Here is a 23043-nt window from a genome sequence, read left to right as displayed (position 1 = left end):
TTGGTCGAATCGCCTGGCCCAATCAAGCAAATCATGTCGCCGGTCAGATTCCATTCCATTTCACGAATACCGCGAAAGTTCTTGATGGTTAGTTTGCGTAGTTTCATGATCATGTATCTCCTGAAGAGTTCAGCCAGATTATGCATCAGTCACAACTCTCGCCAAAACGCTTGGGTTAGGATGGCCTGTTCCATCTGGTTGGAGCAATGCAGCGTTTTCAGATTGGATCGTCTGCATCTCGGTGGTATCTCGCTGAATGCTGTCGAGCACAGCTGTTACTGCTGCTGCACCGTTGGCTCCGGCCAAATGACATCAGTGTCTTGAGTTTGACGCCTGTTAAGTGAGGGATTGCGGAACCCGTCTGCAGTTCCGAGATAGCTCCGTTCTTGGCCGCCCATGCCCATAAAGTGCATGAGATAGCGCGGTGATGATTTCGAGTCTTTCAGTCGTACTCGATGTAAGGCCTTCTGAAAGTAGCATTCTTCGATCTGGCCCTTCCACACAGCAGCGCGACCGATTTCGCCACCCTCGCAGATCAACAGATCGCCAGGTTGAAGCATGAATTCGGCTTGTTCGCCGGGCAGAAAGTCCATCTCATAGACATCGTCCAGCCTGAAATCATCCCAAAGAACGTTCGCGTTGCGGAGATATGGTCTGGAATGGGCACCCTTCTTCGATATCTGCGAGAGCATTTTGCCAAGCCGGCTGTCCGCAATGTCCGAAAACGGGGCCACAGGAGAACGGCTTGCCAATACAAAAAACATCTGATGACGTGCCGCCTCCATCATCCGCCCCGTATCCGCCACGATCTCCGCATGCAGCCGCCGCGCTCCCGCGGCTCTCAAACAGCGCTTCGATGCGGGCGACAATGCGGCGCTGGGTTTCCAGGGAGCGGGTCGGGGCGTCGGGGCCAGGGAAGGGATGATCAGCATCCCCGAGGGCCTCTTTCCGCGCTCGTGGCATTCTTGCGCCAGTACTGCTCTCGCTTGCAAGGTCACAAACGGTGTGTTCACCTTTTATACGCCAAAAAGCGTCGGTCAATCAGGGCCGGATCGGGTTTGAGGACAACCCACTCTGTTGTTCCAATACCTTCGACTGACGGCACAATAACCTTGTTGAGATAGGGACGCAGCTTCGAGTACAGAACATGCTGCGATCCGAAGCGCACACAAGTGCTGGCAACCTGAGACCCAGGAACAAGGTTGGGCTGAGGTTCTTCAAACTGCCCTTTCTGAATGGCATCCAGACCCCAATAATTGAACAGCGTCGTAGGATGATCAGCCGCGGCCTGATTTGGGCCGATTCCTCCAGCGCTACGAGCCAATCAAGTGTTCTTGGCCCTGATCCTCGGTAGCTGCCAGTCAATCGCCATTCGATGCCTCGTCGCCGTTGCTCACCATCGCGTGCAGATTCTCCAAAATGCTCGTCAGTTCGCGCGTCCGCTCCAGCAGGCGGGCGGTCAGTTCGGCGGGGTGGGGCAGCGCCTCACGCTCGTTGAGCACGGGGTTGCGCGCGCTCAGGTCGTAACCGCGGGCCTTCAGGTCGTCCGCGCTCTCCACCCAGGCGTCCGCGCTGGCGGCCCGCCCCTTCTCCGCCGCAGCGCGGGCGTCGGCGGCGAGGAGGAAGGGCGCTCGCCTTCGCCGTCCAGCCAACGCCGCCACGCGGCCCAGGCCGCACGTGCCCCGGCGAAGTGCTCGTCCTGAATCCGGCTGCCCTTGCTGAACTTCTTCAGCCCCATCGGGCAGCGGCAGTTCGTAGTACCACGTCTCGTGCCGGGCCAGCGGGTTGCGCTCCGCCACCCGGTCGGGCCGCTGGAAGAAGAGCAGCGCGGTCTTGACGTCGGAATAGGGCGCAAAGGTGCCGGGCGGCAGGCTCACCACGGCGAACAGGTGGAACTGCTCCAGCAGGTCCTTCTTCACCTCCGCGAACGCGCCCCCACGGAACAGGGTGCCTTCGGGCACGACCACGCCGCAGCGGGCGTCCGGCGTGTGCTTCAGCTTCTTGATGATGTGCTCCAGGAAGAGCAGCTCGGTGGCGTTGGACTTCACCGGGAAGTTCTGCTGGATGTGGCCGCCCTCGGTGCCGCCGAACGGTGGGTTGGTCAGCACGACGTCGAAACGGCCGCTCACGCTCCCCTTCACCGATTCTTCCAGGGTGTTGGTGCGGGTGATGTTTGGCGTGGCCACGCGGTGCAGCACCATGTTCATCGTGCCCAACAGCGCGGAAACCCCCTTCTTTTCCTGGCCGAATAAAGTGCGGTGCTGCAGGGTCTCGCGGTCATCGCTGGTGCGCTCCTGCGGCTGCATCGCCTCATACGCGGCCACCAGGAAGCCCGCCGAACCCGAGGCCGGGTCGTAGACCGTCTCGCCGATCTGCGGCGCGATCACATCCACCATGAAGCGGATCACCGACCGCGGGGTGTAGAACTCGCCGGCGATGCGGTTCTCCGCGCCCATGCGTTCCAGTAGATCCTCGTACACCTGTGAGATGGTGTAGATGTCGTCATCGCTGCCGAAGTGGATGCTGTTGATGATCGTCAGGACGTCTTTGAGGTTGTAGCCGGAGGCGCACACCGGCACGTTGCGCACCACGTTCTGGTCGCCCACGCTCTCATCGGAGAAGATGCGCGCAACGGTGCGGGCCAACGGCGAGCCGGTCAGGGTGGATAGCCCAGGCAGCAACCGCCCGCGCACGAACTGGATCAGGTCATCGACCCTCCAGGTCGCCAACTTCTCGGGGCCGGCCCAGGCGTCCCAGGCCAGGTCGCCCTGCAGCACCGGCTCATAATGCTCGCCCTCGCCCAGCGCGGCCTGGGCCAGGCGCTCCTGCTCTTCCTCGTCCAGGAATTTGAGGAAGAGCAGCCAAGCCAGGTGCTCGGTGTACTGCATCACCCCGCCCACGTTGTTGTCGCGGCGCAAGATATCGCACGCGCGCCACATGTCGCTGCGCAGGGTTTCGTTGGTTTGGCGTTTGGTGATGGTCATGCGGTCAGCCATCATATCCGGGGAGGGCCCATTGTTCATAGAGGACCATCCCCTCGCTCAAGGCCGCGGTAATGAACGCATTGGGCACCTCGCGCCACTCGGCCACCTCCTCCGGCGTCCACACCAGGATGTCCTTGGCCGGCGCCAGGCCGACCAGCGCGCGACGATAGCGCGCCGCGCGGCGGTAGCGCGGCTGGTCCGACGGCTCGATCAGCAGCAGATTATAGTCACTATCGGGCCGTGCGTCACCGCGCGCGCGAGCCAAACAAGACGATCTTCTGAGGGTTTCCGGTGGCCCTAATCCGGTGGACCATCTCTTTGAGCGAAGCGTCCAACCTTGCACGCTCGGTCACTCCTGACCCTGCCATATACCCTCCATTTGCTTCTCATTTCCTTACCTTCGTTGAAGTATACCATACAGCCGCCCTACGCCGCTTCCGCGTACAGCCGGCGCTGCAACTCCGCCATCGTCGCCCGGAACCGCTGCGGGTCGCCGCCGAAGCGCCGTAGCACGCCCCGCGCCTCGCCCATCTCGCGGAAGGGACTGACGCGGAACACCGCCGGGTCGGTCATCTCTCGCAGCCCGCCCAGGACGTATTTGTCCACCAACGCCAGGATCACCGTCCGGGCTTCTTCGGTATGTGTGCCCAGCCAGGCCCCTTCCCGGCGGCGAAAGGCGTTTGCCCGCTCTTCACGGCTGCCCAGCGGCCGGCCATAGGCCAGATGCGCCAGCAAATCGGCCTGGTCGGCTTCGGGGTGGTTGAGCACCTCGGCCAAGACATCAACGTCAATGCTGGACCGCTCCAACTGCTCCAGGAAGATGCGGCGCTGTTCCCCGTCGCCCCAAATCGCCAGCAGCTTGTTCCAGTGAGGCGCAAAGCCGGCGACCTTGCTGCGCGTGTAGTCCAGGTATTGCTCCAACGACATCGGCTCGTTGACGCCGGCCACGATGAACGTGGCCTCATCGGCTATAGTCACCTCCAGTCCCGTGACCCTGATCTTCCGGTCGGTCTGCTCACCGGCCGGTTTGAGATCGATGTCCAACATCGTCTCCGCACCGGCATGGGTCATGATCTGCAGCTCGCGGCGCACCAGCTTTGGGCCGCTAGCGATCAGCTTCATTTCGCCAACTGGAAGCCTGTCGAAGCGGTAGCGCCCCTGGTCATCCGTCAAGATCGGGCCAACCTGTTCGTTGGGGCCAACCAGCACCGCGACGCTGGCGCCCACCAGCAGGTCACCGCTTTCCGCCAGGCGGAACGGTTCCGGTCAAACTGGCGGTGCGGGGCCGTTCGTCAATCGGCGGCTTGACCGCATCTGGCGGTTTGTCCCACTTCGGGTCGAGCAGCCGGGTCGCGCCGGAGTAGTCGATGATGCGAAACCAGAGCTTGCCGCTGTCCGGGTCGACGCGCGACCCGCGACCGATGATCTGCTTGAAGAGAATCGGCGAGGAGAGGGTCTTCATGAAGACGATATTGCGCGCCGCGGGCACATCCACACCGGTGGAGAGCAGCTCAGCGGTGGTCGCCACGACCGGCAGCGGCTTATCGCTGTCCTGGAACTGCGCCAGGCGGCGCCGCGCGCTCGCGCCTTCGTCGCTGACGATGGCAACCGCGTAATCATCTCCGAAGCCGAGGTCCACGAACTCGTTGTTGAGCAGCCGGGCCACTTCCTGGGCGTGCTCCATGTCCACGCAGAACACCATCGTCTTCTGCAGCGGGCCGAAACGCCGCAGCAAACCGGCGAGATGGACGGTCATGGCCGCGGTGCGGTCCGGCAGGCTCACCGAGCGCTCGAACTGAGGCGTATCGTAAGCATCCTTGAGCACGGCATCTTCCGGTACGAAGACCTCCGCGCCCTTTTCGACGGCCTCATGAATGTGCAACCCGTGCTTGTCCAGGTCCGTGCGGATGCGATGCACCTTGTAGGTCGCCAGGAAGCCGTCCTCGATGCCCTGCCCGAGGCTGTACACGTAGGCCGGTGGGTGAAAGCTGCCCTTTTCGGCGTGCGCGGGATCCACGGCAACCGCTGTCTCCTCCGAGCAGAAGTAGGCGTAGGTGTCAATGTTCTCGTCCTGTTTCGGCGTGGCGGTCATGCCAAGCTGAATGGCGCCCACGAAATAGTCCAGGATTTCCCGCCACGTGCCAAAGCCGGAGCGATGCGCCTCATCAATGATGATCAGATCGAAGCAATCGGGCGGGAACTTCTCGAAGAAGCGCTTGCCCCGCCCGTCCTCGTTCCAGAGCGTCTGGTAGATGGCGAAGTAAATCTCGCGGTGCAGGCTGGGGCGTTTGGCGTTTTCGTCGAGCAGCAGGCGCGGGTCGCTGGCAGTGGTTGCAAACGGGCTGAAGGCATTGTACGCCTGATCGCGCAGGACCACCCGATCGGCCAGGAATAGCACACGCACCGGATGGCCGCCCTTCTTTTGCCCCAGCCAGCCCGACTTGAGCAGCTTCCACACGATTTGCAGGGCGGTGAAGGTCTTGCCCGTGCCGGTGGCCATGGTGAGCAGGATGCGTTTCTGGCCGGTCATGATGCGCCGTAGCACCTCGCGCACCGCAACCTCCTGGAAATAGCGCACCTCTTTGCCGCGGGTCGCCTCCGCTGGCGCGTAGGGGTGCAGGAGCGGATTGCGCCGCCGGGCCTGCGCGGCGTCCACGCTGTAGACCGGGCGTTCATCCTCCCCGGAGCCCGGCTCACCTTGGCCGGTGTTGATCTGCCAGCGCTGCCAAAGCTCCTCAGGGTTGGGGAACCGCTTCGCGAGTCGCGTGCTGCCGGTGAAGGCATCCCACTCGATGATCTCCTGGCCGTTCGTGGCGAACGCAAAGGCAAGCCCCAGGTCGCGCGCGTACGCCTTGGCCTGCTGCAAGCCAGCCACTGCCGGCTTTCCCTCCTCTTTGGCTTCCACCACGGCGATGGGCAGGCTGTCGGTGTAGCGGAGGAGGTAATCAACGCGTTTGGGGGGAAGACGCTCGGCGCGATCCCCGCGCAGCACGATCTTGCCCGCGGTGTACGCCCAACTGCGGTCCAGCCGGCGCTGTTGAGCCTGGGGATCAATCAATTGGGCGCGCGTATCGGCTTCGTTGAGCGGCATGGGCGACTCTATCGTGAAAGAGAGACGACATGAGACTGGGGCCAGATGCCCCTTCGAGTTCTCAGTTTATCACAGGGATGCCAGTTCCAGAAAACGCCGCGCGGCTCACAAATCACGATGAACCTGTCCGCGCGGCGTCGAATCATGCAGCGTCAGTTCGTCAAAGGGTCTTTTTGCTCTCTGTGCTTCTTGTGGTCAGCAGATCGCAGCATCGGGCACTGGCGGTGCTATTCTTGTGTCCAGGTGTAGCGTACTTTTAACCCGTTGAGATGCGACCAGGGCAGCCAGCCCTCCTTTTGCATCCGGCCGACGACGATCCCCGGCGCGATCCCGATCCCTCTGGCGAATTGAACGACTGACGCTTCGGAGCGCATCTCCGTCAGTTGTCTCGCTTGCGCCGGCGGGATGAGGAAGTTGCGGGCAAAAGCGTCCGCTTCCTCAGGGCCACTGCTTCGGCACGCCGGGCCAGCGCCTCCCGATACTCCGCTTCGCGTTGCAGCCAAAAGCGCGCAGTGCTGCCCAGCACGCGCTCGAGCCGCAAGGCCGTATCTTCGCTGATCGGAGCCTTACCGCGGAGCAACTGATTCACATGTTTCGGGGTATAGCCGATTCGCTGCGCGAATTCCACCCGCGACCAGCCGCGTTCTTCCAGGACATCAGCGATCGTATCACCGGGTGGGGACAGCCAATCGGGTTCGAAGAGCAATTCTTTCTCAGTCATGGTCGGAAGGTCGCGACGCATGCAGCCCGAAGGCCGGCGTCAACAGGATCGTATCCGGCCGCGATGCAATGACCTTCTCATACTCCTCTTTAGTTAGGGCGCGCGGCGCGACGTCACTGCCCGGCTCAGGCAAGACGAAGAGGCCGTTGGGGTCGGCGGCCTGGCAGATGATCGGGCTGTGTGTCGTGACGAGGAACTGGATATTCGGGAAGTGGCGTTTCAGCCAAAAGCCGATCTCGCGCTGCCACTCCGGATGCAAATGGGCATCCACTTCGTCAATCAGCACCACGCCGCTGCGCCTGATGAAAATCCTGCCGTCCGTCCCTCTGTCGGCCAGGCCCTCGACGCCGTATACGCTGACGAGGTGCCGGATGATGTCGGCGATCAGAGCCAACGCCGCCCGGTACCCATCGCTCATCTCACTCCACGCCAGTTGTACCCCGTTGCGATCCTTGAGCCAAAGCCCATCGGAATCCACACGATCCACCGTGATCTGATTGGGTAGAAGATCGTCGCGCAGGATCTCCAGCAGCAGCGCCAGTTGCTCACGCTCGGCCGCGCGGTTCTCGAGCTCCTTGTGCTTCAGATTTCGCAGCCATTGGTCAACCTCGGCCAGCGACGCAGCCTCCTGGAACATCGTCACGAAGCGCTCAGTGGTTGGTGCGACCATTTGGCGCGTGGCCTCTGGCGATGCACCGAACACGCGGCGAAACGGCCCATACCCACACGAGAACCAGCCCGTGGCATCAGGCGACCAGATAGTGCGCTCAGGTGTTGCGTAGTTGCGCGGCTTCCCCGGCGGAATGGTGGCTTGCAACGTTGGCTCCTTGCCGCCATTCGTGAGTGTGAGTTTGACCGGGAAGCGGGAAGATGGGTTTCGCCCAGATTCAGATGTGGCATCATCGTCAATGACCCGCACGATTTCGAGCTGGATCGCCGCCTCATCGTCGGCGCCATCGCGAATCCAACCGTGGAAACTTGGCTGCAATGAACGCGCCGTATCCCTGCCTGTCAATCCCACAGCAATCGCCTTCAGGAGTGAGCTCTTCCCGGATCCGTTATCGCCGGTAAACACGGTCCACCCCGCGTAGCTTCCGCCGGCGCGCGTCAGATCGAATTGAAGATCTGCGAAACCACGGATGTTTTTGAGGATCACTCTGCTGATATACATCGCGGCACCTCTCTGCTTCCTGCGTACTTTGCGGCTATTGTACCACTGGATCGGTTCAGATGACATGCCATCGGATGCAATCAGGATTCATAGAGGACCATCCCCTCGCTCAAGGCCGCGGTAATGAACGCATTGGGCACCTCGCGCCACTCGGCCACCTCCTCCGGCGTCCACACCAGGATGTCCTTGGCCGGCGCCAGGCCGACCAGCGCGCGACGGTAGCGCGCCGCGCGGCGGTAGCGCGGCTGGTCCGACGGCTCGATCAGCAGCAGATCATAGTCGCTATCGGGCCGTGCGTCACCGCGTGCGCGCGAGCCAAACAAGACGATCTTCTGAGGGTTTCCGGTGGCCCTAATCCGGTGGACCATCTCTTTGAGCGAAGCGTCCAACCTTGCACGCTCGGTCACTCCTGGCCCACCCTCCATTTCCTTCTCATTTCCTTCTCATTTCCTTCTCATTCCTTACCTTCGTTGAAGTATACCATACAGCCGCCCTACGCCGCTTCCGCGTACAGCCGGCGCTGCAACTCCGCCATCGTTGTGCGGAACCGCTGCGAGTCGCCGCCGAAGCGGCGCAGCACACCCCGCGCCTCGCCCATCTCGCTCCTTCCAGGCCAGGAACTGCGCAAAGTCCTCATAGGGGATGATGGCCGCTTCGGGCCGGCTGCCGCGCGTGAGCACGTAGGGCACATGATTCTTGACGACCTCATCGAGGATGGTGCGAAATCGGCGCTGCAAGTCGGTGACGCCAATGATTTGATGCATAGCTGCCTCACTTTGAATAGCACTACAAAGTTTGCTATGAATTATAACACGGCGACGCCGTTACGCCGCACCGCGTACAGCCGGCGTTGCAGCTCGGTCAGCCGGCGGCAGCGTGTTTGGCGTGACCACCTTCGCCATTCCCGCCTTCCCCGCCTGGGCATCGCTGACCCCGCCGGTCCCGGCCGGCAACCCACGCGTCGCCAGCGGCCCGCCCGGCGCCTACACCGGTCAGGGCGCTGCTGCGTTCCGGCGCTCCTACCTGCCGCTCGTGGTCTCCGTCACCTGAGATGACATTTTTACCCCTAAAACTGTCTGTCTATTGACAAATTTGCCAGTGTTTGATAAGATACACCTATGTACATCAGAATTGTCGAAAAAAGGCTCCTTTCGCTGCTGGAAACGCCGGAAATCCTGGTTCTGTACGGGCCGCGACGCGTGGGGAAGACAACGCTCCTGCGCAAGCTGCACGCGCAGATTCAGCCGTCGCATCCAACCATTTTCTATACCCTGGACGACCCGACGGCCCAGGCCATTTTCGGTGAGCCTGCGACCGCGCGGTTGGAACGTATCTTCGCCGAGCTTGGCTTTGTCCCTGAGCGCCGAGCCTTCCTCTTCCTGGATGAAATCCAGAGCTTTCCCCAAATTGATCTACTGCTGAAATTGATTTTTGATCACTTTCCGCGTGTGAAGGTGATCGCGACGTCGTCTTCCTCCTTGCTTCTTCTGCAGAACCTGACCGACAGCCTGGCCGGCCGCAAATACTTCATCGAGCTGCTGCCGTTGACGTTGAGCGAAGTGATGGGTATCGAGATTGATGACCCCTTCACGTTCCCGGAGCGCATCACGCAGCAGGACGCGCTGAACGAATGGCTGCGTTCATTTGCCGTTTACGGTTCCTATCCAGAGATCATAACGCGGCCTGCGGTCGAGGAGAAGCAAGCCAAGCTGCGCGATATTCTGGATAGTGCGCTCTACAAGGACATCTTCTTGTTCGAGCGCCTGAAAGCTCCCCAGGTGCTCATCAAACTGATGACGCTGCTGGCGCACCAGGTTGGCAACCTGGTCAATCTGAACGAGTTAGCATCCCAACTGGGCATGGGTCGCAACTCCGTTGAGCAGTACATTGCGACGCTGGAAAAATACTTCCTGGTTTTTCGGCTGCCGCCCTTCGAGCGCAACCTGCGCAGCGAAATCAACGCAAAGCAGAAAGTCTACTTCTGGGATTTGGGTATCCGCAACGCCGTCATCAATCGCTTCACGCCGTTCGATGCGCGTGACGATAGGGGCGCCCTGTTCGAGAACCTGGTCGTAGCTGCGCTGTTGAAACGCAACCTGTACGCGCGCCGTCCGTTCAACACCTACTTCTGGCGGACTCACGAAGGGTATGAAATTGACCTGGTGTTGGAAAACGTTCAGCGCCAGGAACTATGGGCGATGCAAACTACGACCACCGGCAAAGCCAGCTTCTCGCGCGCATTCGCCAGCTACCAGCCAACCCAATCTCTCGTCGTCAACCTGGAGAACGGGTATCGTTTCTGTTGGTAATTGGTAAAACGAAGGTCACCATCAGAAGCCCCGAACGAGTCCTCAGTTCGTCACAGAAACGAACAGCGTTAGATGATGACGCCGTTTGGGATTCGCGGCCGCTTTGCGCTACAATACCTCTGCATCCACACGAAAAGAGGTTCACCCATGCGCGCTTTCCGTCTCATCCTGCTCTCGCTTATGCTGCTTGTCGCCAGTTCCGCGTGCGGCTCTGCGCCCGCGCCGGGCGCCAGTGCGCCGCCGCCCACGGCCGCGGTGCGTTCGACTGATCTTCCGCACGCCAGCGCCGACAGCGCGGGCCGTTACGACATCGGTGCGCCGGCGCTGATGACCGATCTCTGGGTTGACCCGGTTCATGGCGCTGACAGCCACAGCGGCGCCAGCCGCGACCAGGCCCTGCGCACCATCAGCGCCGCCTGGAATCAGATTCCCACCGCAACGCCGTTGACGAACGGCTACCGCATCTGGCTGGTGGCCGGAGACTACACTGAAGACTATTTTCCGGTCTATTGGGAACAGCGCTATGGCACGCAAACCGCGCCCATCATCATCCAATCGGCCGATGGCCCCCTGGCCGCGCGGCTGCAAGGCTCGCTCAACGTGTACGATGTCCGCTACCTGTACTGGATTGATCTGGAGGTGCGCAACGCGGGCGATGTCTTTCACTGCGAACTGTGCGACCATCTGCTCCTGCGCGGGGTGCGCTTCGACGGCGGCAATCGCCAGGCGCATGAGACGATCAAGGTCAACCAGTCGCGGGATGTTTACATCGAGGACAGCGATATCGGCGGGAGCTATGAGAACGCCATTGACTTCGTGGCCGTGCAGTACGGCCACATCGTGGGCAATCGGATTCACACCGCCGATGATTGGTGCATCTACCTGAAGGGCGGCTCGGCCTATTACCGGATCGAGGGCAATGAGATCTACGACTGCGGCACCGGCGGGTTCACCGCAGGCCAGGGCACCGGCTTCGAGTACATGGTGTCGCCCTGGCTGCACTACGAGGCCTACGACCTGAAATTCATCAACAACGTGGTGCATGACACAGAGGGCGCCGGGTTTGGCGTCAACGGCGGTTACAATATCCTGCTGGCTTACAATACGCTCTACCGCGTCGGCACGCGCAGCCACGGCATGGAGTTCGTCTTTGGCCTGCGCACGTGCGATGGCGACACGGCGCGGTGCAGCGCCAATCAGAGCGCGGGCGGCTGGGGCACGGCCAACAGCCAGGAAGAGCCGATCCCCAACCGCAACCTCTACGTGTTCAACAACATCCTCTACAACCCCGCGGGCGTGCAGAGCCAGTGGCAGCATTTCGCCATCTACGGCCCGCGCCAGCCCTCGCCCGGCTCGAACATCCCCGCCCCGGCCAGGACCGATGACAACTTGCAGATACGCGGCAACCTCATCTGGAACGGCCCGGCCGATCTGCCGCTCGGCATCGAAGGCGGCGAGGCCTGCCAGGCCGGCAACCCCACCTGCAATGCTGACCAACTGCGCGCCGACAACGCCATCAACACCATCGAGCCGGCCCTGGTTGATCCCGCCCACGGCGATTTTCGACCGGTTGCCGGGGGCAGCGTGTTTGGCGTGACCACCTTCGCCATTCCCGCCTTCCCCGCCTGGGCATCGCTGACCCCGCCGGTTCCGGCCGGCAACCTGGACAACACCGTCGCGACGGATCGCGCCGGCAATCCGCGCACCGCCAGCGGCCCGCCCGGCGCCTACACCGGTCAGGACGCCAGCACGCTCCGGCGCTCCTACCTGCCCCTCGTGGTCTCCGTCACTTGAGATGACATTTTTACCCCCAAAAATATCAATGTGTTGACAAAATTTCCGGTTTCTGATACGATCAAGTCATCTATACCAGAAAGGATACACGATGCACCCAGAAGATCAAGCCCATGCTGCTTTAGCCAAAATGTTTGCCCTGGCCAAAGCCCAATTCGGCAGCGCTGTCAAGAGTCAATGGTTCTACGTTGACAATGGTTGTCCTGGCTGCGGACGCGCAGTGGGCGCCATGAAGTTCAAGGGCGAAGACACGTTGTCGCTCAACGCCTTCATCTATCGCCCGCGCGGTGTGTTGATCGGCTACCTGTTGTGCGAGCGCTGCGCCAAGCAGGTGCTGGCCGCGGGCCAACGCAAGCCCGCCGTCGAAACGCCGCTGCACGCCACGATCGAGCAGGCGCTCATCAAGGCCTATCAGCGCTACATTACCTCGCTGGATGCCTGATTTGGTAACGGCGCCTCCGAGCGGCAACCTCGATTGCCTCTTGCCTGTTTACTCCGGAGTTCCAAACATCACTCGATTATACGATCTCTAAACGCTTCTTTGCTATATTGCCCCAGGCAGAGCGCAGCATTGCGCTGTGCAGATACGCGCGCTGGAGGTGATTTCCGATGAGTCCATTATTCAACCGCCCCCCTGTGTTTTGCCTGATCCTGGGCCTGCTGGCACTGATACTGCTGGCGCAGCCGACCGTTGCCAGCCCGATAAACGCACCCCAGGTTCCCAATGTCGCCATCGTGGAGGATGGCTGGACGCTGATCCGAACGGTCAGCGCCGCCAATCCGATGGCTGCCCACTACAACCCTCTGGACGGGCTGCTCTACTATACCAGGCGCCCGGGGAGCGGCGGCAGCCTGAACCGCATCAACGCGGACGGCACGCTGACTCAAATCGTGACCGCGGATCGCCCGGCCGCGGCCGTCATTGACCCAACCGATGGCGATATCTTCCTCTCGGAAGACTACGGCGGCAACATCTATCGCAGCGCCTTCGGCAGCACGACGCGCAGCACGTGGGTGAGCGGTTTTCACAGCGGCGACGATGACCCGGTGGGCATGGCCATCGCACCGGCCGGCTACACCGGCCCCATCGTCAGCCCGGGTCAGGCCCTGGTCGTTGATCGCGGCAATGCAGGCAGCGATGAAATCTGGCGCTGGTCGCCGGCAACGGCCGAAGGCGAGGTGCAGATCTACACGGACCCAGACGGCGGCGGCGCCCTGGTTGATCCCGTGGACATTGCGATCAGTGATTCATCTGTCTACTTCGTTGACGCGAAAGGCGCGGCCGATGGCGCCATTTATCGGTTGGATGCCGGCCCTGTCCTGACCCTGATCGCAACCAATACCCCCATCGCTGAACCGGTCGGCATCGTCGTTGACCCACTGAATGGCGATCTGCTGGTGCTTGACGCCGCAACGGACAAGGTGCTGCGGGTACACCTCAGCGCCGGCGAGGCGATTGGTGATGTCAGTGAGATGATGACCGGCTTTACCGGACTCTCATGGGCGGGGATTGACATCTCCTCCGATGGCGCCAGCCTGTTTATCACGGACTACAGCGGCAACCAGGTCTACACCTTTCACCGCGACAACGTGTTCACCTTCGATAAAATTGCCTTACCTCCCCAGTGGACGGTCGCGCCGCCGCAGCCCGGCGGCATCCCAACCGGCAGCATGATCCAGCGCTACCTGCTGCGCTACTACTACGGCAGCATCCTGGTCAACCCGCCGCCGCTCATCGTTTCCATCTCCGACACCCTGCCCGCGACGCTGACCTTTCAGAGCGAGATTCACTATCCGGCGATGAGCTTTGGGCAGGCCGGGCAGACGCTGACCTGGCAGACGCAGCAGCCGGTGGCGCGCGGCGAAGCCGGTCAGATCGAGATCAGCACGCGTGATGACAACCCGCAGTCCGGCGATGTGCTGACGAACACGGCAGCGCTGCACGCCGGCCCCTACGATCTGTCTGCGCTGACCGTCACGCAGGTGCCCATCGTTGTGCCGTTGCTCGTGTCCCCTGGCAGCGGTGAGATGTGCGCCGGCGATTACGAGATACACGGGCAAGTGCAGCCCAACATGACCGTCCACTTGCTGCTTGACGGCAACCCCGTCTTGCAGGTGCAGGCCGATGCCACGGGTCTGTTCTCGGCCACCCAAACCTACAGCGGCGCGGCGCCGATCCTCCTCAGCGCCCAGGCCTGCACGGCCGGCGGGCAGTGCAGCCCCGTCAGCTCGGCCATCACCCTCGAACCGCCCCTGAGTTTCTGGTGTCCGCAGCACTCGATCTGGGAGGGCACGCCCACGGTTGGCCCGCTGGCAGGACAACACCTGACCTTCTACTTCCGGGACAACAGCGGGCAATACTCGACGCAGGGTTGGCGCATGCCCGGCATCTACGGCTTCTGGAACACGACGATGCATCTGCGCGCCTGCAACTGCCCGCCCGCCTCCGGCACCACCGCGCCGCCCACCAGCGTCTGGATGATCGCCGACGGCGTGCGCTACGACCCGACCGGCGCCTATCCCGATTTCATCTTTGCGGTCACCGGCGGTGCGCACACCGTGGTCTTCTGGGCGCAGTGCGGCGCCAACCTGGTTTCGTCCTCAGGCCGCATCCTGATTGACCCGGACGGCTACGTGTTCGACGTGACGCAAGGCTTCGATCCGATCACGCCCACCCTGCACGCGGTCGCCGGCGTCACCGTGACGGCCTACGTGTCGAACACCGCGTGGGGCGGCTGGGTGCCGTGGCCGGCGCACCTGTACAACGACCAGGTCAACCCGCAAGTGACCGGCGCTGATGGCTACTTCGCCTTCTTCACCCCGCCCGGCTTCTACTACCTGCAGGTGGATGGCAAGGCGGGCTATCAGCCCTGGCGCAGTCCCGTCATCGAGGTGGTGGACGAGATCGTGCATGTCAATGTGCCCTACACGCCGCTGCCGCAGACGCCGCTGAGCGCTGTGCTGTTGGCGGCCGCCGGGCCACAGCCGCAGACGGTCACGCTGACGGTGGGCAGCGCGGTGCAGTGGCTGGCCGAGATAGACGGGCTGGCCCCGCCCGAAGTGTTGATGCAGCAGAACGAAAATCCAAGCCTGCACCCCCTGAGCGCGCTCAATCCCATCAGCAACACCCTGGGCTGGGACGGCGGTATGATGGCGCCGGGGCGCATCTACGAGCGCCAGATGAGCGACGTCGGCCTGTTTACCTACACCGACGGCCTCGGCCATACCGGCCAGGTCTGCGTCAGCTACGTGGAGGACGTCAACCGTGACGGCGTCGTAGACCTGCTCGACCTGCAGGCGGTCGCCTCCGCCTGGGGCACGGTCAACCCCACCCTGGACATGGACCAGGACGGCGATGTGGATATCGTGGATGTGATGCTCGTCACCCGCCGCTGGGGATGGAGCTGCCAGGCATAAGATTCGATTTTCGATTTGATATACTGCAAGCGGGAATAGACTTCACCCTTCCGCCTAAGGGGTCAGGCGCAATTCGTGCCCGCTTGCAGTATGACTAGACCAATTGCGCCCTTTGGTGGTAAAATGGTCCCGGTGGCGTACCTGGAGAGGTGGACGGCCACAGCTTTCTGCTGTGGTCACACCTGCCAAACACGGCCACTGAGAATCGTGTAAGAGAATCGAGATTAGAGAAGAGAATAGCCAGAAGAGAATAGCCAGAAGAAAGGAAAGCATCAGCCATGACCCTTCGACGACGAAGTCTGCGTGTGATCCTGTCACTCCTCCTGCTCACCGCCTTCGTGCTCCCCACTCTCCCCACGGCAGCCGCCCTGCCGCTGGAGACAGCAAATGTCGCCCCCGTGAACAACACCTACCAGACCCTGCCTTTCGCGCAGGACTGGAGCAACACCGGTCTCATCACCGTCAACGATGACTGGTCGGCCGTGCCCGGCGTGCTTGGCTACCTGGGCGATTACCTGCCAAGCTCCTCGCCGACCGCCGTTGACCCGCAGACCATCATCACCGACACCACCTTCACCGCGATTGATGTGATTGCCAACCAGACCAACCCTAGCACCTTGACCAGTGGTGGGGTGGCTGAATTCGAAATCGCCAACCCGGTTGTGGCCCTGCAAGGCTCCGGCACGGCGGACGCGCCCTTCCTGCTCTTCCACATCAACACGACGGGCCTCAGCAGCATCCAGGTGCAGTACAATCTGCGCGACGTGGATGGGTCCATTGACAACGCGATTCAGCCGGTTGCGCTGCACTATCGCGTCGGTACCAGCGGCGATTTCACCAACGTGCCGGCCGCGTTCGTGGCCGATGCCACCACCGGCCCCAGCCTGGCCACCCTGGTGACGCCCATCAACGTGATGCTGCCCGCCGCGGCAGATAATCAACCGCAGGTGCAGTTGCGCGTCATCACTTCCAACGCGGTCGGCAGCGATGAATGGGTGGGCGTGGACGACTTCTCCGTCACGGCCGGCCCGCCGGCCACCAACCCGGACCTGGCCGCGATCAAGACCGGCCCGGCCGCGGCCGCGCCCGGCGAGGAGATCGTCTACGACCTGCAGGCCAACAACATTGGCACCGGCGCCGCGGCCGGCGTGACCATCAGCGACACCCTGCCCGCCGGCTTTGGCTACGTCAGCTTCAGCAGCTCGACCGCCGTCACCCTGACCGACAGCACGCCGCCCAGCCTGGCCTGGGACGCGGGCGACATTGCCGCGGGCGCGGGCGTCACCATCGCCCTGCATGTTACCACCGCAGGCACCGGCACGGTGACCAATACGATGGAAATCACCACGACGACTGCGGGCGACCCGGCGGGCAACAACAGCAGTAGCTGGGAAACCACGGTCGGCGCGCCTGAGCTGGTGGTTGACAAGCAGGCCCCGGCCGTCGGCGTGATCGGTGAGTCCCTCACCTACACCCTGATCGTCAACAATCAAGGCTCGGCCGACGCGGCCAACGTCACCGTGACTGACACTCTGCCCATCAGCACGACTTACGTGTCGGACGATAGCGGCGTGACGCCCACCAATCCGAGCGCAGGCGTCTATGTCTGGAACCTGGGCACCCTGGCCGCGGCGGGCAGCCGCACCTTCCATGTGACGGCGGCAACCGATGCCGGTATCGCCAACGCCACCAATCTGATCAACCAGATGACCGCCAGCACCACCACGCCGGGCGATAACCAGGCCGGCAACAGCGACCAGGCAACCACCGGCATGTACCGTCTGGTTTCCATCTATGACATTCAGTTCGTGCCCAACCCGGCGCTGAATGGCGATTCGCCATACACCAACCAGACCGTGTGGACCGAGGGCATCGTCACCGCGGAGCCGGGTGAGATTGACAACATCAGCCCCAACCGCACCATGGTCATCGAAATGCCGGGCGGCGGGCCCTGGAGTGGCTTGCAGATCTTCAAGTCGGCCGGCATCCCCGCGGCGCCCGCAGGCACGCACGTGCGCGTCCTGGGCCTGATCAAAGAATACTTCAACATGACCGAGATGGACATGGGCGCGGGCGCCAACGCGTTCCAGATCATCAGCAGCGGCAACCCTGTGCCCGTCCCGGCGGCCACCACCACCGGCAGCCTGATTACCGCGGCCAGCGCGGAGCAGTGGGAAAGCGTGCTCATCGAATTCCACGACGCAGCCGTGGTCAACCCGGCCCTGGGCAGCGGCGAATGGTCGTTCGATGATGGCAGCGGCGTCACCCGCGCCGATGACCTGGGCAACAAGGACGGCGACATGACCTATGTCCCCGCCGCGACCGATCGCTACCACTTTATCCGTGGCGTCGGCTGGTTCTCCTTCAGCAACTACAAGCTGCAGCCGCGCTACAACCCGGACATCGGTCTGGATGTGGACAAACCGACCATTTCCAAGAACGCGCCGGTGCTGGTGGCGCCGGGCGGCCTCTTCACCTACACCGTCACGGTCAAGAACGAGTTGGGCTACCCACTGACCGGCCTGGTCATCCAGGATACTGTGCCGGCTGCAACCACCTTCGCCTACGCGCTGGATGGCGGCAGTGAAAGCGGCGGCGTTGTCACCTGGAACGTCGCCAGCCTGGCCTACTTGAGCACCGTCAACGTGCGCTTTGCCGTGACCGCCACGGCCAGCGTGACGACCGTGATCAACAGCAGCTACAGCATCAGCGCCACCAACTTCGTGACGCCGACTTACGGCGCGCCGCTGGCGACTGTCGTTGACAGCGCCATGCACATCAGCGCGATTCAGGGCGGTCGCCATCTCTCGCTGCTCAACGGGCGCACGGTGAGCGGCCTGGCCGGCATCGTCACCGCACTGCGCAGCGACGGCTTCAACCTGCAAGAGCCGGTCATCATGGAGGACTCCGATCCGGCCACTTCCGAGGGCATCTTCGTGCGCACCGGCAGCGCGCCCACGGTGCTGGTCGGCCAGTCTGTGCTGGTGAACGGCAAGGTCGAAGAGTTCCGGCCCGACACCAACAACCTGACCATCACGCGGCTCATCAACCCGACCGTGACTGTGCAGAGCAGCGGCAATCCCCTGCCCGCGGCGATCATCATCGGCAGCGGCGGTCGCCAACCGCCCACGCAGATCATCGAGGATGACGCCAGCAACGTCGAAACCGATGGCGTCTTCGACCCGGACAATGATGGCATTGACTTCTACGAAGCGTTGGAAGGCATGTTGGTGCAGGTCAACGACGCGGTGGCGGTGGGGGCAACCACGGCCTTCGGCGAGATCGCGGTGTTGGTGGACGGCGGCGCGGGCGCGAGTCTGCGCACGCCACGCGGCGGCATCGTCATCCAGGCCAATGACTTCAACCCCGAGCGCGTGATTTTGGACGATGTCATCACACCCAATCCGCCCGATGTCCTTGTGGGTGACTCCTTCCCCGGCGCGATCGTGGGCGTGCTCGATTACGGCTTCGGCAACTTCAAGCTGTTGAACACCGCGCCGCTGCCCAGCCCGCTGAGCGGCGGCCTGACGCCCGAATCCACCACCATCACGCGCACGGACGATCAGATCACCCTGGCGACCTTCAACGTGGAGAACCTGGACCCGACCGACCCGCCGGCCAAGTTCGCCGCGCTGGCCAACCAGATCGTCACCAATCTGGCCGCACCGGACATCCTGGCCGTGGAAGAAGTGCAGGACAGCGACGGCCCGGCCAACACCAGTGTGGTGGAGGCCAGCGTCACCTGGGGCTTGCTCATCAGCGCCATTCAGACCGCCGGCGGCCCCACGTATGACTTCCGCAACGTGGATCCGGTGGACGATCAAGACGGTGGCGAGCCGGGCGGCAACATCCGCGTCGGCTTCCTCTTCCGCGCCGACCGCGGCATCGCGTTCGTGGATCGGCCCGGCGCCACCTCCACTACGGCCAACGGCGTGGTCATGGGCGGTTCCGGTGCGCAGTTGAACTACAGCCCGGGCCGTATTGACCCGACCAGCGCGGCCTTCAATTCGAGCCGCAAACCGCTGGCCGCGGAGTTCACCTTCAACGGGCACACGCTGTTCCTGATCGCCAATCACTTCAACTCGAAGAGCGGCGACGACCCGCTGTTCGGCTTTGCCCAACCGCCGGTGCTGGTCTCTGAGGTTCAGCGCAACCAGCAGGCGCAGATCGTCAACGACTTCGTAGACGCCATCCTGGCTCTCGACCCCAGCGCCAACATCGTGGTGCTGGGCGACATCAACGACTTCCAGTTCTCCATGCCGCTGGCAATCCTCAAGGGCGGCGTGCTGACCGATCTGATCACGGGACTGCCGGCGGCTGAGCAGTACAGCTACGTCTACGACGGCAACTCCCAGGTGCTCGATCACATTCTGATCAGCAATCACCTGCTGACCCCCAACGAGGCCGGGTTTGCCCTGTTCGATGTGGTGCATGCCAACGCGGAGTTCCGCCCGCGCCCGCGCCACCGATCACGATCCGTCGCTCGTGCGCTTCACCCTGGAGGCGACACCCGCCAACGTCACCCTGACCAACCTGACGGCCGGCCCGCTCACCTCGCCGCTGGGCTGGCTGGCGCTGGTCGGTCTGCTGGCCCTGGCCGCGGTGGTCATGCGGCGGCGGGGAGTGGAGAGGGGAGAGTAGAGACCGGAGAGTAGAGAGTAGAGACCGGAGATTGGAGATTGGAGACTGGAAGAGTTCCCCCTTCCACAAAACCCAATCTCCGGTCTCCGATCTCAGATCTCCTCCCTGACCCCATGCCGCAGCACCGTCTTCAGCTTCGCCGGGTCGGTGCGGCGCGGATCGCCCAGGTAGATCTCGTGGTGTTTGCCGGTCATGCGATAGCCGTTCTCAGCGGCCCACCGGTGCATCCGCTCGACGGTCGCCGGTTCCGTGGCGTAGGGGCCGATGTGCATGGTCTGCACGCAGAGGCCCTCGCGAAACGACTCCAGCCGCAGCCGGGCGAGCGCGGGGTTGGGCCGCTTCCTGGCCGCCTGCGCCACCGCCTCGGCGAACATGGCTGGCGTGATGTGGTCGGGCTGCATGATCATCAGCGTGTAGACCCACCGGTCCGTGAAGGCCTCCCAGGCGGTGGAGATGTCGAATTCTTCGCCCTCCACCCACCATAGCCCTTCCAATGCCATCACCGGGTAGTCAATCGGGTCCTCTTTGCGCAGCTTCGACATGAACTTGAGGGTGTAGGCTGTGCTGTAGAGCGCGCCCGCCGCCGCCTCGAAGCCCGGGGACGTGCCCGGCGCCTGCCCCGGCTCGATGCGGCCGTCAATCATCAGGAACTTAAGCTCCGGCACATCCACCAACACGACCTTGTTGGCGGATGGCGCGTACAGATGTTTCCACTGCTGGCGCAAGTCTAGCATCGTCATGGTGAATTACCTCCTGGGGCGCCATCTGGCCGTATTGTGCCACGGCGCCCAGAACGTAGCCAGCGGGTGGCGTTTGATCAGAGTGGTCCTATGTGCAGTCATCGCTCCTACTCGCTTTTGTGGTGAGTTGAAGAAGATTCGGCCCTGGCAATCCGGAATCGAGGCTGTGCGAAGCCTCCTTATGGGATTAGCCGGTCGTGCTCGGAGTCCAGAGAAACCGGCTAAAGCCTCGAATCCAGCTTCAGGAATTCCAACACTTTCGCCCACGCGTCTGCGTTTGCTGCGGCCGTGGCTTGCGGCGTGCCACCGAGCAGGATCGTCCCGCTGTTGATGGCGGTCGTCGGCAGGTTGGGCAGAGCCAGCCCGTGGCCGGCATCGTCGTAAGCCAGGTGCTCGTGGCGATAGGGGATAAACCAGGAGGGTGTCATGCCTCGAAAGGCGTGTCGGGGGTGTATTTGACCGCAGAAGGGACCAATTGAGGTAAGCTGGGAGTCTGGGACGGCTCTTGACCAACGATATGATCGAAAATCTGAGTCGCGCAGTCGGCGCACACGGCTTTGACGGCCTGCCATTCATGCCAGCGCGCATCGAGATTCTTGTACTCGCTCAGGTTGAGTTCTTCGAGGTCATACGGCAGCGGATTGGCGAGCTGAATCTGTAACTGCTGCAAGGCCGATTCTTCGTTTGGCTGAGGATAAAGCGCATCGAAAGGCCGCAGGGCCTCGATCATTTTCTCCACGCCCATGTGATCGGCCAACGCGACAAAATCGAGATAATCGCGCGTGGCATTGCGGCGCAGGATCAGTACAGCCTTGATCCGCAGCATTTCGGCTTCCGTCGGCAGGGTGATCTTCTCGCCCCGATACTCGATCCGGGTCGTTTCCAACGGCTCACTTCGGATCAATTGCCTCACGCCGGTTTCGATACCATCCAGGTTGCCGAGAATCTGGATCGGCCGCTTGACGCGGGCCGTCTTCCAGCCAGCGACCGATTCCAGTTCGGCCAGCACCTGGTCGAAGCGCTGCCGGAGATCGGTCAGCACGTGATCGGCATCGGTAGACAGGCGATGCTGCGCGTACACCGACGCGGCGCTTCCGCCGACCAGCACAGCGCCTGGCAAGATGCGCTGCAAATGCGCGGCAGAAGCGAGGACTTGCTCCCAATCAGGCAAGATATCGCTCGGCATATTGTCTCCAGAAATGATAACGTTGCGCATATGGATCAGCGACTTGCGGCTGGCACACCCGCAGTATTTTTTCCAGCACAGTGCGGTCATCGAGAGCGGCCCGACGCAGTTCGGCCCAGTCCCGCCGCTTGCCGCGCGCGATCACGTCGTCAATGGCGGCCAGGGTGAATTGCTGATGGGTGAGATGCCGATGTAACATGATGTAATTCTACCATCGAATACAGCATTGTGCCAACCTGAAATCGGGCACACCCTGTTCCTGATCGCCAATCACTTCAACTCGAAGAGCGGCGACGACCCGCTGTTTAGCTTTGCCCAGCCGCCGGTGCTGGTCTCCGAGATCCAGCGCAACCAGCAGGCGCAGATCGTCAACGACTTCGTAGACGCCATCCTGGCTCTCGACCCCAACGCCAATATCGTGGCGCTCGGCGACTTCAACGACTTTCAGTTCTCCACGCCGTTGGCAACCTCCAAGGGCGGTGTGCTGACCGATCTGATCACGGGACTGCCGACCGCTGAGCAGCGGTACAGCTACGTCTACGACGGCAACGCCCAGGTGCTCGATCATATTCTGATCAGCAATCACCTGCTGACCCCCAACGAGAGGCCGGGTTTGCCCTGTTCGATGTGGTGCATGCCAACGCGGAGTTCCCGCCCGCGGCCCGCGCCACCGATCACGACCGTCGCTCGTGCGCCACTCTGGAGGCGACGCCCGCCAACGTCACCCTGACCAACCTGACGGCCGGCCCGGTCATCTCTATCGGACGGCGAAGCCGGCGGACCCCGCGCCGCGCCAGACCCCCGCGCTCACAGCCATTCCGTATTATGCCTGGACCAATCGCGCGGCGGGAGCCATGCAGGTGTGGTTGCGCGAAATCTAAATCGTGATAGAATAGAGTCGAGCAGAAATGATACGCGGGCGCTGTGAGTGAGGTCAAAATGAGTATCACGATTGAGGCACAACAAGTCCACAACGAGTTGACATGGCT

General features: G+C 62.5%; 21 protein-coding genes. 8 read left to right on the top strand and 13 right to left on the bottom strand.

Features of this window, described 5'->3' with window-relative positions:
- Positions 1 to 275: 275 nt before the first annotated feature.
- From IPF85_RS24005 to IPF85_RS23960, 10 genes are all read right to left on the bottom strand, one after another.
- On the bottom strand, positions 276 to 932 hold the full coding sequence (locus IPF85_RS24005) for a hypothetical protein (protein WP_343410575.1): 657 nt from the start codon (positions 930 to 932) through the stop codon (positions 276 to 278).
- A gap of 77 nt (positions 933 to 1009) precedes the next feature.
- A complete protein-coding gene (locus tag IPF85_RS24000; RefSeq protein WP_343410574.1) occupies positions 1010 to 1324 on the bottom strand; it encodes a hypothetical protein in 315 nt (104 codons plus the stop codon).
- Between the two features lie 37 nt (positions 1325 to 1361).
- Positions 1362 to 2984, bottom strand: a complete 1623-nt coding sequence (locus IPF85_RS23995; protein ID WP_343410573.1) for a class I SAM-dependent DNA methyltransferase — start codon at positions 2982 to 2984, stop codon at positions 1362 to 1364.
- A 4-nt stretch (positions 2985 to 2988) separates the two neighbouring features.
- The gene (locus tag IPF85_RS23990; protein ID WP_343410572.1) at positions 2989 to 3249 is read right to left on the bottom strand and encodes a nucleotidyltransferase domain-containing protein; all 261 of its coding nucleotides are present in this window, start codon (positions 3247 to 3249) and stop codon (positions 2989 to 2991) included.
- Between the two features lie 161 nt (positions 3250 to 3410).
- Positions 3411 to 4211: a type I restriction-modification enzyme R subunit C-terminal domain-containing protein gene (locus IPF85_RS23985; protein WP_343410571.1), complete on the bottom strand. Its 801-nt coding sequence runs from the start codon at positions 4209 to 4211 to the stop codon at positions 3411 to 3413.
- Positions 4212 to 4218: 7 nt separating this feature from the next.
- Complete coding sequence (locus IPF85_RS23980) at positions 4219 to 6075, bottom strand: DEAD/DEAH box helicase family protein (protein ID WP_343410570.1); 1857 nt, start codon at positions 6073 to 6075, stop codon at positions 4219 to 4221.
- A gap of 379 nt (positions 6076 to 6454) precedes the next feature.
- Entirely contained in the window at positions 6455 to 6796 is a 342-nt protein-coding gene (locus IPF85_RS23975; RefSeq protein WP_343410569.1) for a HigA family addiction module antitoxin, read from the bottom strand.
- Positions 6789 to 8033, bottom strand: coding sequence for an AAA family ATPase (locus tag IPF85_RS23970; RefSeq protein WP_343410568.1), 1245 nt, complete (start codon positions 8031 to 8033; stop codon positions 6789 to 6791). Before IPF85_RS23970 ends, IPF85_RS23975 begins: the two co-directional genes overlap by 8 nt.
- Positions 8034 to 8047: 14 nt before the next feature.
- Complete coding sequence (locus IPF85_RS23965; protein ID WP_343410567.1) at positions 8048 to 8374, bottom strand: nucleotidyltransferase domain-containing protein; 327 nt, start codon at positions 8372 to 8374, stop codon at positions 8048 to 8050.
- 54 nt (positions 8375 to 8428) lie between these two features.
- Positions 8429 to 8731 (bottom strand): type II toxin-antitoxin system Phd/YefM family antitoxin, encoded by a 303-nt coding sequence (locus tag IPF85_RS23960; RefSeq protein WP_343410566.1) that lies wholly within the window; start codon positions 8729 to 8731, stop codon positions 8429 to 8431.
- 112 nt (positions 8732 to 8843) lie between these two features.
- On the opposite strand from IPF85_RS23960, the gene IPF85_RS23955 reads away from it, so the two are divergent.
- The 6 genes from IPF85_RS23955 (at position 8844) to IPF85_RS23930 (ending at position 20142) form a co-directional block, all read left to right on the top strand.
- Entirely contained in the window at positions 8844 to 9017 is a 174-nt protein-coding gene (locus IPF85_RS23955; protein ID WP_343410565.1) for a hypothetical protein, read from the top strand.
- A gap of 68 nt (positions 9018 to 9085) precedes the next feature.
- The gene (locus IPF85_RS23950) at positions 9086 to 10276 is read left to right on the top strand and encodes an ATP-binding protein (RefSeq protein WP_343410564.1); all 1191 of its coding nucleotides are present in this window, start codon (positions 9086 to 9088) and stop codon (positions 10274 to 10276) included.
- A gap of 147 nt (positions 10277 to 10423) precedes the next feature.
- Positions 10424 to 12070 carry a right-handed parallel beta-helix repeat-containing protein gene (locus IPF85_RS23945; RefSeq protein ID WP_343410563.1) on the top strand — a complete coding sequence of 549 codons (1647 nt, stop codon included), beginning with the start codon at positions 10424 to 10426 and terminating at the stop codon, positions 12068 to 12070.
- Positions 12071 to 12161: 91 nt separating this feature from the next.
- Positions 12162 to 12512, top strand: a complete 351-nt coding sequence (locus tag IPF85_RS23940; RefSeq protein WP_343410562.1) for a hypothetical protein — start codon at positions 12162 to 12164, stop codon at positions 12510 to 12512.
- A gap of 167 nt (positions 12513 to 12679) precedes the next feature.
- Positions 12680 to 15487 (top strand): dockerin type I domain-containing protein, encoded by a 2808-nt coding sequence (locus IPF85_RS23935; RefSeq protein ID WP_343410561.1) that lies wholly within the window; start codon positions 12680 to 12682, stop codon positions 15485 to 15487.
- A gap of 278 nt (positions 15488 to 15765) precedes the next feature.
- Positions 15766 to 20142: an endonuclease/exonuclease/phosphatase family protein gene (locus IPF85_RS23930; RefSeq protein WP_343410560.1), complete on the top strand. Its 4377-nt coding sequence runs from the start codon at positions 15766 to 15768 to the stop codon at positions 20140 to 20142.
- 78 nt (positions 20143 to 20220) lie between these two features.
- Here the strand turns inward: IPF85_RS23930 and IPF85_RS23925 are convergent, their stop codons facing one another.
- From IPF85_RS23925 to IPF85_RS23915, 3 genes are all read right to left on the bottom strand, one after another.
- On the bottom strand, positions 20221 to 20868 hold the full coding sequence (locus tag IPF85_RS23925) for a GyrI-like domain-containing protein (RefSeq protein ID WP_343410559.1): 648 nt from the start codon (positions 20866 to 20868) through the stop codon (positions 20221 to 20223).
- Positions 20869 to 21089: 221 nt separating this feature from the next.
- Entirely contained in the window at positions 21090 to 21296 is a 207-nt protein-coding gene (locus tag IPF85_RS23920; RefSeq protein WP_343410558.1) for an acyl-CoA thioester hydrolase/BAAT C-terminal domain-containing protein, read from the bottom strand.
- Entirely contained in the window at positions 21293 to 22054 is a 762-nt protein-coding gene (locus IPF85_RS23915; protein ID WP_343410557.1) for a hypothetical protein, read from the bottom strand. Before IPF85_RS23915 ends, IPF85_RS23920 begins: the two co-directional genes overlap by 4 nt.
- Before the next feature lie 22 nt (positions 22055 to 22076).
- Here IPF85_RS23915 and IPF85_RS23910 point away from each other — a divergent pair, with 22 nt between their 5' ends.
- Together IPF85_RS23910 and IPF85_RS23905 are read left to right on the top strand one after the other, a co-directional pair.
- Positions 22077 to 22250, top strand: a complete 174-nt coding sequence (locus tag IPF85_RS23910; RefSeq protein ID WP_343410556.1) for a hypothetical protein — start codon at positions 22077 to 22079, stop codon at positions 22248 to 22250.
- Positions 22251 to 22280: 30 nt separating this feature from the next.
- Positions 22281 to 22784 (top strand): hypothetical protein, encoded by a 504-nt coding sequence (locus IPF85_RS23905; protein WP_343410555.1) that lies wholly within the window; start codon positions 22281 to 22283, stop codon positions 22782 to 22784.
- The last annotated feature ends 259 nt before the right edge of the window (positions 22785 to 23043 follow it).

The organism is Candidatus Amarolinea dominans, from assembly GCF_016704685.1.
GTDB classification, from domain to species: domain Bacteria; phylum Chloroflexota; class Anaerolineae; order SSC4; family Amarolineaceae; genus Amarolinea; species Amarolinea dominans.
This window is presented reverse-complemented; position numbering and strand designations above follow the sequence as displayed.